This window comes from Mesobacillus sp., from assembly GCF_049588175.1.
In the GTDB taxonomy this organism is placed as follows: Bacteria; Bacillota; Bacilli; order Bacillales; family Cytobacillaceae; genus Mesobacillus.
In genome coordinates this window covers 1-9,891 of record NZ_JBAVFI010000690.1, presented here as the reverse complement: position 1 = coordinate 9,891, position 9,891 = coordinate 1, and the positions used below count along the sequence as shown (strand labels likewise).

Annotated in this window: 7 protein-coding genes, 1 pseudogene, 1 riboswitch and 1 other annotated feature; of the genes and pseudogenes, 4 read left to right on the top strand and 4 right to left on the bottom strand. The window is 41.1% G+C overall.

Annotated elements, in window-relative coordinates; all coding sequences use genetic code 11:
• A pseudogene (locus WB217_RS16785) lies at window positions 1-83 on the top strand (30S ribosomal protein S4); the annotation flags it as partial.
• A 408-nt stretch (window positions 84-491) separates the two neighbouring features.
• Here the strand turns inward: WB217_RS16785 and tyrS are convergent.
• On the bottom strand, window positions 492-1,751 hold the full coding sequence (gene tyrS / locus WB217_RS16780; protein WP_423994423.1) for a tyrosine--tRNA ligase: 1,260 nt from the start codon (window positions 1,749-1,751) through the stop codon (window positions 492-494).
• Window positions 1,752-1,833: 82 nt separating this feature from the next.
• Window positions 1,834-2,052: a binding site (T-box leader), on the bottom strand.
• Window positions 2,053-2,193: 141 nt separating this feature from the next.
• On the opposite strand from tyrS, the gene WB217_RS16775 reads away from it, so the two are divergent.
• From WB217_RS16775 to WB217_RS16765, 3 genes are all read left to right on the top strand, one after another.
• A complete protein-coding gene (locus WB217_RS16775; RefSeq protein WP_423994422.1) occupies window positions 2,194-5,082 on the top strand; it encodes a transglycosylase domain-containing protein in 2,889 nt (962 codons plus the stop codon).
• A 177-nt stretch (window positions 5,083-5,259) separates the two neighbouring features.
• Window positions 5,260-5,361: riboswitch (purine riboswitch) on the top strand.
• A 132-nt stretch (window positions 5,362-5,493) separates the two neighbouring features.
• On the top strand, window positions 5,494-6,093 hold the full coding sequence (locus tag WB217_RS16770; protein ID WP_423994420.1) for a xanthine phosphoribosyltransferase: 600 nt from the start codon (window positions 5,494-5,496) through the stop codon (window positions 6,091-6,093).
• A complete protein-coding gene (locus tag WB217_RS16765; protein ID WP_423994424.1) occupies window positions 6,093-7,403 on the top strand; it encodes a nucleobase:cation symporter-2 family protein in 1,311 nt (436 codons plus the stop codon). Before WB217_RS16770 ends, WB217_RS16765 begins: the two co-directional genes overlap by 1 nt.
• Window positions 7,404-7,493: 90 nt before the next feature.
• Here the strand turns inward: WB217_RS16765 and WB217_RS16760 are convergent, their stop codons facing one another.
• The 3 genes from WB217_RS16760 to WB217_RS16750 all read right to left on the bottom strand — a co-directional run bounded on the left by WB217_RS16760 (window position 7,494) and on the right by WB217_RS16750 (window position 9,654).
• Entirely contained in the window at window positions 7,494-7,724 is a 231-nt protein-coding gene (locus WB217_RS16760; protein WP_335376475.1) for a glutaredoxin family protein, read from the bottom strand.
• Between the two features lie 216 nt (window positions 7,725-7,940).
• A complete protein-coding gene (locus WB217_RS16755) occupies window positions 7,941-8,639 on the bottom strand; it encodes a diphthine--ammonia ligase (protein WP_423994419.1) in 699 nt (232 codons plus the stop codon).
• Between the two features lie 235 nt (window positions 8,640-8,874).
• Entirely contained in the window at window positions 8,875-9,654 is a 780-nt protein-coding gene (locus WB217_RS16750; RefSeq protein ID WP_423994417.1) for an alpha/beta fold hydrolase, read from the bottom strand.
• Window positions 9,655-9,891: the final 237 nt, after the last annotated feature.

The following is a 9,891-nucleotide window of genomic DNA, read 5'->3' as shown; positions in this document are numbered from 1 at the left end:
GAACTTTCACTCGTATGCCTGAGCGTTCTGAACTTCCAGCTGAAATCAACGAAGCTCTTATCGTTGAATTCTACTCTCGTTAATAGTTTGTTCTTAAAACCCCTGACCATTCTGGTCGGGGGTTTTGCTTTTGCTTTTGCTTTTGTTTTTGCCTTTTACTTTTGCTTTTTACTTTTGTACTTGTTATTACATAGGTTTCGGAGACACTTTTCGAGTAATTCTACACAAGTTGCGGAATAAAGGAAGATAGTTGCGGGATTTCAGCATGAACTTGCGGAATGACACGGGAATCTTGCGGAATTCTGACAAAAAGTTGCGGAATGGAATAAATGTTAAAAGGGATAAGCTTCGACTGCGACTCCAATTTCCTAAAAAACAGCATTATATCTGCCTTAAATACACATAAGCATATTTCCAAAATCAAAAACAGCCTCCCTACAACTGAGGAAGACTGTTTTTTAAATTAGGCACGTGTTATCAACGCAGCTGCCTTAGTATTTAATCATGAAGTATTTCTTTTTGCCGCGGCGGACGATCGTGAATTGTCCCTCGATCTTGTCTTCTTCACCAAGGACATACGCTGTGTCTGTGACACGATCTCCATTCAGTGAGACAGCGCCGTTGCTGACATCTTCACGAGCCTGGCGTTTAGATGGTGATATTTTGGCTGCAACCAGCAAGTCAACTAACCCTAATTCCTCTTCTCCTTCTATTGTAAAAGAAGGAACGTCTTTGAAACCTTGTTTGATTTCATCTGCAGTTAGATTCTTTACGTCGCCACTGAATAATGCTGCCGAAATCTTGATGGCCTGCTGAAGTGATTCTTCACCATGTATGAAGCGAGTCATTTCCTCGGCAAGAGTTTTTTGGGCCTGGCGAAGATGAGGTTCGTCTTGAACTGATTTTTCCAATTGCTCGATTTCTTCCTTCCCTAGGAAAGTGAAGTATTTCAGGTATTTGATTACATCAGCATCAGCTGTGTTGATCCAGAACTGGTAGAACTCGTATGGAGAGGTTTTTTCCGGATCGAGCCATACTGATCCGCTTTCAGATTTACCAAACTTAGTTCCGTCTGCCTTCGTAACAAGCGGAATCGTCAACCCGAACGCCTTTGATCCTTCAGAAGACATCTTACGGATCAGTTCAAGGCCAGTTGTGATATTCCCCCACTGATCGCTTCCGCCAATCTGTAATTTGCAGTTATGGTTTTCGTATAAGTGGAAGAAATCCATTGCCTGCAGAATTGTGTATGTGAATTCAGTAAAAGAAATACCTGTTTCGAGCCTGGAGGCAATCGTATCCTTTGCCAGCATGTAGTTCACGCCGACATGCTTCCCGAAGTCACGAAGGAATGTAACGATATCCATAGAGCCTGCCCAGTCATAGTTATTGACCATCAGCGCGCCATTTTCACCTTCAACTTTAAAGATTTGATCAAGTTGCTTCCTGATACCATCAACATTCAGCTGTACTTGTTCAAGCGTCTGTAATTTACGTTCTTCACTTTTGCCGCTTGGGTCTCCAATCAATCCTGTCGCACCACCCACAAGTACAATCGGGCGATGCCCTGCATTCTGGAAACGACGAAGTGTCAAGAAAGGCAATAAATGCCCAATGTGCATGCTGTCCGCAGTTGGATCAATACCACAGTATAAGGAAATCTTCTCTTTAGAAAGTGTATCCTTGATTCCCTCTTCATCTGTCTGCTGGTACACGATTCCGCGCCATTCTAGATCTTTTAATAAATCCATCGTTTCTTCCTCCATTCAAAATTTACCCTGGGTATCCGGCAAACTACTTTTTAGCCAAATAAAAAACGCCCCTGCAATAAATTGCAGGGACGCTATAAATGCGCGGTACCACCCGGCTTGAAAACAAATTTGTCTTCCACTCAGTAATGTAACGGTTAAACCGGCCGCAGCTAATTTGTTATCCATTTCGCTGGCGGCGCTCGGGGAGGTAATTCATCCTTCTGTTTGTACCGGCTCACAGCACCCGCCGGCTTTCTGAAACATTGACAGAAGCACTACTAGTTCCCTTCAAAGCTTTTGCTATAAAGTTAATAATGCATTTTTACCATACTTACATATCCGCTGTCAAATTCGACATAAATTTTCAGAAAAATTGAGATTCGAGTCTTTTCGATTGCTTGTTTATGCTATAATGTATGTGATTTTAGGGGGAATGATACGAATGCAAGAAGAAAAACAGCCTTGGAAAGAGAAATTAAAATCCTTGGGTGCTTTTTTTACGAATAAAAAAACCGTAAAAGGAGCCAGGATTACCTATTCGGTCATCTGGAACATGGTGCTGTTATTGATTATTGTAATGGTGCTCGGTACTGGATTTGCGGGTGGTGTCGGTGCAGGCTACTTTGCATCCCTTGTTAAAGATGAACAAATCAGGCCTTATGAGAATATGAAAAAAGACATATACAACTACGAAGAAACATCTGATTTATATTTTGATAACGATGTTTATCTCGGCAAGCTCCGTACTGATCTCTATCGAGAAGAAGTAAAACTCGATGATATGTCAAAGTATTTGGTAAATGCAATAGTGGCAACCGAGGATGAGTATTTTTATGAGCATGATGGCGTTGTTCCAAAAGCAATCATGCGTGCGCTCTTCCAGGAAGTTACAAACTCGTCGACATCGTCCGGCGGAAGTACGCTAACTCAACAGCTCATCAAAAACCAAATCCTGACGAATGAAATTTCTTTCGAACGTAAAGCAAAAGAAATCCTTCTCGCGCTTCGTCTCGAAAAATTCTTCGATAAAAAAGAGATTTTGGAAGCATATTTGAATGTCGCAACCTTTGGAAGGAATGCGAATGGCAGTAATATTGCGGGTGTCCAGGCAGCAGCTAAAGGAATCTTCGGTAAAGACGCCAAAGATCTAACTTTGCCGCAGGCAGCTTTTATCGCGGGACTTCCTCAGAGCCCGTTCGGATATACGCCCTTCAGCAGCAATCATGGAATTCTCAAGGATAAAGCCGGCCTTGAACCAGGGCTTACAAGACTAAAAACAGTACTTACCAGAATGCATGGCGCTGGCTTCATCACAGACAAAGAGTTCAATGAAGCAATCAACTATGATATTACTAAAGACTTTGTAAAAGAAGTACCGAGTGATAATACTGTTGAAGAATACCCGTATCTCACTTTCGAAATCGAGGCTCGGTCTGTAGAAATTTTAGCGAAAATCCTTGCTGAACGTGATGGCTATGAAGCAGATGATTTAAAGCAAGATGAGGATTTAAGAGCAGAATATCATGCGCTGGCAGACCGCGACCTTCGCCAGAATGGCTATAAAATTTATTCGACCATCAACAAGGATATCTATAACAAAATGCAGGAAACGGCCACAAACTATGCTTATTACGGCAGTGATAAGCCTCAGGAAGTTCCGGATCCTGACGACCCAAATAAAACAATTACTATTCAAGAACAGGTTGATGTTGGCGCTGTAATGATTGAAAACAAATCAGGTAAAATAATCAGCTTCGTCGGCGGACGTGATTTTGACAGACAGCAATCCAATCATGCTACCTATACCACAAGGCAAAACGGTTCAACCATGAAGCCGCTGCTTGTCTATGCTCCGGCGATAGAATTGGGATCACTGAGTCCTGGCAGCGTCCTTCCAGACGTTGAAGTATTTTTGAACGGTCCAGGCAAACCGTGGCCGCACAACTATGACATGCGGTACAGTGGATTAACTTCTGCAAGATATGCATTGACAAAGTCTTATAATGTTCCTGCAGTCCTTGCCTATAAGAACATCCTTGGCCAAAAACCTGCCAATTTTCTGGATAAAATGGGCTTTTCGAATTTAACAAAAGATGATTATTCCAATCTTTCAACTGCCATTGGTTCTTTGCAAGGTGGAGTCACGGTAGAAGAAAATACAAATGCATTTGGTACATTCGCAAATGGTGGAAAATTTATTGATGCCTATCTGATTGACAAGATCGTTGATAAGCAAGGAAACATTATTTTTCAACATAAAGCAGAACCCGTTGATGTATTCAGTCCTCAAACAGCATACTTAACGATCGATATGATGCGGGACGTAATCAGAAGAGGAACAGCAACTGCTGTAAATGGCCGTCTTAAATTTGATTCAGACTGGGCCGGCAAGACAGGAACCGGGCATGAATATTATGATTCATGGTTCGTCGCTACCAACCCGAATGTGTCCATGGGTGTGTGGCTTGGCTATGACCATAATAAGCCACTTGAAAAAACCTATAAGGGTCTTTCATATGGTGTCAGGACTCAGTACATCTGGGCAGATTTAGTGAACGATGCATATGATGTAGCTCCTCAGCTGGTCGATCCGGCTGAACAATTTAAAATGCCAGGCGGGATAGTCAAAAGAGCATATTGCGCAGTATCTGGATTACTGCCTTCAAGCGCTTGTTCAAAAGCAGGTCTTGTAGAATCCGATTACTTCATCTCTAAGTACGCTCCAACTAAAGTTGATGACAGTCTCGTTGAAAGCAAATTTGTTTATGTTGGCGATAAGCGCTACCTAGCACTTGATTCAACTCCGGCAGAGTTTGCTGAAACAGGCGTAATCCTGAATCCAGAGTATATGGAAAGCATAATTGGCCATAAAATCAGAAACCCACAGCAGCTGATTCCTAAAAAGGATGCTTGGTCTAAAATTCTTGTGGCGGATGATAAGCTGAGTGAGAATGGAAAAACACCTGCATCACCAGGAATCAAGCTTTCTGGCAATACAATTACATGGGGAAAACACCCTGAAAATGATATTGTCGGCTATCGCGTTTACAATGGAAAACAGAAGATTGGCAGCATTAAAGCAGGAGCAGACTTAGTATTCAAGGCAGGCAGCGGTGCCTTCTATGTGACCGCCGTCGATATAGCCGGAAAAGAATCTGCACCATCTAATATTGTTGAGATTGGAGTACCTAAGGATCCAAAACCAGCGGATCCTCCGACAGATCCTAAACCAAATGACCCGCCTACGGATCCAAAACCGAAGGATCCACCTCCACCACCTCCTCCAGGAGATGGGGATGGCAACGGGAATGGGAATGGGAATGGGAATTAAAATTTAATTCGTACGAGCAAAAACCTGTATCCTTTTGGATACAGGTTTTGTTTTACATTGCGAAATGATTATGGCAAGATACTGTAAAAATCACGAATGTTAGAGATGTGTATTTTAATTAAGTTCGGTTTTTTCATCATTTTTTGTTGAAGAAATTAAAAATGGTGTTATAATGACTATAAATTAATAAGATTCACTCATATAATCGCGGGGATAGGGCCTGCAAGTTTCTACCGGATTACCGTAAATGATCCGACTATGGGTGAGCAATGTCAGGGTGGTAACTCTACCCTCTATTCGCCTGTATGCTTAACCGCCCAAAGGCCATTGCTTCACTCATTTTATGATGTGAATGCATGGTTTTTGGGCTTTTTGTATTTTAATGGCTCTCACCTAAAGAGGAGGAATAACATGGAACTGCTAATTGAAAAGATCAAAAACGAAGGGACCGTCTTGTCATCATCAATTCTAAAGGTAGACTCCTTCTTAAACCACCAGATCGATCCGCAGCTCATGCTTGAGATTGGAAAGGAATTTGCCGAACGATTTGCCGATTGCGGGATTACAAAAATAGTAACTATTGAATCCTCTGGAATTGCTCCTGCTGTTATGGCCGGCCTTCAATTACAAGTGCCAGTTGTTTTTGCCAGAAAAAGAAAATCTTTGACTCTCGTAAATGATTTGATAACATCCTCTGTTTACTCTTTTACCAAAGAAGAAACGAGTGAAATTTCTATTTCGAATAAATATCTATCAGAAAACGATAAGGTGCTGATCATTGACGATTTCCTCGCAAACGGACAAGCGGCATTAGGCCTTGTAGAAATAGCGATCAAGGCTGGAGCATCTGTAGAAGGAATCGGAATTGTTATAGAAAAAGGGTTTCAAGAAGGCGGCCGCATTCTTCGAAATAAGGGCTACCGGGTTGAATCATTGGCGATAATAAACTCGCTTGAAAACGGCATAGTCAGCTTTGAGAATTCAACAGAAAGAAAGGCGGAATTGGCGTGATGAAACAGAACCCATTCAAAATTGCTTCATTAGGAATCCAGCATGTATTGGCAATGTACGCAGGAGCGGTTATTGTTCCGCTAATTGTTGGAGGAGCCCTTGGATTAACAGGGGAACAGTTAACCTATTTAGTTTCGATTGATATTTTCATGTGCGGTATTGCTACCCTGTTGCAGGTTTGGCGCAACAAGTTCTTTGGTATTGGCCTCCCTGTTGTGTTAGGCTGTACGTTCACTGCTGTTGGGCCGATGATTGCCATTGGCGGACAATACGGAATTTCTGCAATCTATGGCTCCATTCTTGTATCAGGTATATTTGTAGTAGCAATTTCAAAGTTCTTTGGAAAGCTGGTTAGATTTTTCCCTCCTGTCGTTACCGGCTCTGTAGTAACCATTATCGGAATTACTTTAATCCCAGTAGCGATGAATAATATGGCTGGAGGACAAGGAAGTCCAGACTTTGGTTCTCTTTCAAACATTGGACTTGCATTCGGAACATTGCTTTTCATTATTTTGCTATTCCGCTTCTTTAAAGGATTTATTCGTGCGATTGCCATTCTGTTGGGATTGGCTGCGGGAACGATCGTTGCTTATTTTATGGGAAAGGTAAATTTTGCAGCTGTAGCAGAGGCTTCCTGGTTCCATATGCCATCTCCATTTTACTTTGGGATGCCGACTTTTGAGGTAACAGCTATTCTTACGATGATCCTGGTAGCGATGGTTAGTTTAGTAGAATCTACAGGAGTTTATTTCGCACTTGGTGATATATGTGAAGAAAAACTTGAAGAAAAAGATCTTTCGAATGGTTATCGTGCCGAGGGACTGGCGATAATCCTTGGAGCCGTCTTTAATGCATTCCCTTATACAACGTATTCCCAAAATGTAGGTCTTCTTCAGCTGTCAGGGGTAAAGACAAAGAATGTCATCTACACCGCAGGAGTATTCCTAGTGCTGCTCGGGCTGGTACCGAAAATTGGCGCATTAACTACCATTATCCCTACCCCAGTTCTTGGAGGGGCAATGGTTGCGATGTTTGGTATGGTAGTCGCCTATGGAATTAAAATGCTTAGCAAAGTAGAGTTCGCATCACAGGAGAATTTATTGATCATTGCATGCTCTGTTGGGATGGGATTGGGCGTGACAGCAGTTCCAGAATTATTTGACCAAATGCCTTCGAGCATCCGTATACTTACCGATAATGGGATCGTAGCGGGCAGCTTAACTGCTATTGCCTTGAATTTAGTATTCAATGTTTTTAAGGGTAAAAAAGTTGTTCAGCAGGCTACTTTTGCGGAACAGAAGGCTTCTTAAGCCAGACTATCGTGATATTTACTGTTAGCTTATAGCGAAGTTCAAAAACAAGGCATCGGATTAATCCGGTGCCTTGTTTTTTTGCAAAACCTATTTCACATACTGCATCAGTGTCTCTGGATCAAAGCCGAGAACCCAATGGCCATTTACCTTTGTCTGCGGTACGCCCATCTGTCCTGTTTCCTCGACTAGCTTTTGGGCTGCAACCGGGTCTAACTGCACATTTACTTCTTTGTATTCTATCCCTTGATCCTCAAGGAATTGTTTCATCATTGTGCAGTACGGTCAAGTATTCGTTGAATAAACCGTGATATCATTCATTCTGTATTCCTCCTTTTTTTAAGAGTATTTTGAATTATCCCGGTAATATTTTCAATTAGCCTTAGCATAAAATCGGAATACAACTTTGTTTTTCCCTATTTTTAATAAAAATAACACCAATGATTTTATCATGTTCAGCTTACTAAAGTTGTTTTCGGGTCTTCCAAAAGTACACACTGAATGGCTTATTTAATACTTTTGAAACATCAACGCCCCTTATAGGTGCATGTTTTTTATCGGAATTAAATCTATGTATAAAAAGCGGTCCTTTTTAGTGAAATAGTCCGGTGTTACTTTTTGATCACCTAATTCAAACTTAATCGGAAAGTTAAAATTTGGTCCGTCAAATACAAACGAGTGGAACTCGCCATTCTCTCCGCAGAGATCATGGATTTCTTTAGGATAATCTCTAATAAACTCCCAGTCATATATTCTTCCCGAGAAAGATTTATCTAATTTATCCATATCAATACATGTTATTATTGTTTTAAAATCAAGATTTATAAACTCGTGACTTAACTCCTCAACAGGTTTTTCCCATAAAGGAAAGAGTGGGGTTATTCCTGTCCCTGAGAGCATTTTTTCTCTATAATTCCTTACATCCTTAAGGTGAATATCACCAAAGGCGATATGAGTGACTTCGTCTTCCTTCATATCTGCAACCGCTTTGCCCATAATTTCCTGATATTCTTCATTTGTGCATTCCTGCGGTATCCAGACTTCTCTTAATGGAATGCCCAAGGACTCGGCCTGCTGCTTAAGCAGCTCATATCGGACTCCATGAGTAGTAACGCGGTTAAATCCTTCTGTAAGAGTCACTAACAATGAATCAATTTCGTATTCAGGGTTATGTTGTAACCTAAATAAGGCAAGGCTTGAATCCTTGCCACCACTAAATCCCACCACAATCTTCATATCGGTCCTCCCTTGCTTCCTATAAAAATAACCATAGCTGCTTTTAATTCAACATTCATTTCCTTGAATCATAAAGTGAACAAGAGGTATCAGATGAATTTCCATAAGCAATTCACCTGCTTACGTTCCTTCTTTGTTTAATAAGTTCAACAAAAATGTCCATTAATCCTCTTTTTCCCCTGCCCAATAGGATTGATCGTTACACCAGCCTTCTCCCATAATAATAAAAGGCTAACTAAATAAATTGTTTCAATAACTGGTTAAACTTGTTGCGCTCTTCCCAGTAGGCACCATGCCCACTATAAAGAAAAGGGACAAGCTGTGAATGTCGTATTTTTTGATTCAGCTCCTGAGCTTGTGCAAACGGGATAACTTTGTCATGAATCCCGTGAATAATTAAGGTCGGAGCATCAATTTTCGGAAGATCAGCATCCAGCTTTTCATCCCTTAATAAAATTATGACTGAAGCTGTCGACCAACCTGCCGCTTGTAAACCCATTTGGAAAAACCATTCTGAAAATTGAGGAGTAATATACTGAAAGAAAAAGGTATCCGTTACTCCCTGTATCATTTTAGGACGGTCATTTACCGTATCATTAAGCAATTTATCAGCCGTTTCCGCAGAAAAGCCTGTGGGAGCTGCGGCATCAATTAATACAAGCTTGGATACTCCGTAACCTTTATGCCTGGACATGTATCTAATGGCGATCGAACCTCCCGTAGAGTGGCCAACTAGAGCGAAATTATCTAGCTGAAGTTGTCCTATTACCATCCTGATGTCATCCGCCAGTCTATCAAAAGTGTATCCACTCATTGGTTTATCCGAATTTCCAAAGCCCCTCCAGTCTATTCCAATGCACCGGTAACCCATTGAGGGAAGAACATCAAACTGATATTCAAACTGTTTATGGCTTAACGGCCACCCATGTAAAAATACTATAGTTTTGCTTCCGCCTGGATTAATGTCTTCAACAAACAATTTCACACCTTGTTCTACAGTTACAAAGTATCCCATGTCCATTCCTCCAATTAATGTAGGTCTAAACCCAGAATATTCATTCTTGAAAATAAGGTGATTATCTACCCACTGTGGTTCAGAGAATCGACAAAGAGTGAAATTATGAACTAGGCTCAATATAAAAAGGTGGATTAATCCCTCTAGGATTAATCCACCTTTTTATATTTCCATTAGCGAACTATACTTCTTATAAAACCTTTAATCCTATAGATTAATAATCCCATAATATACGAG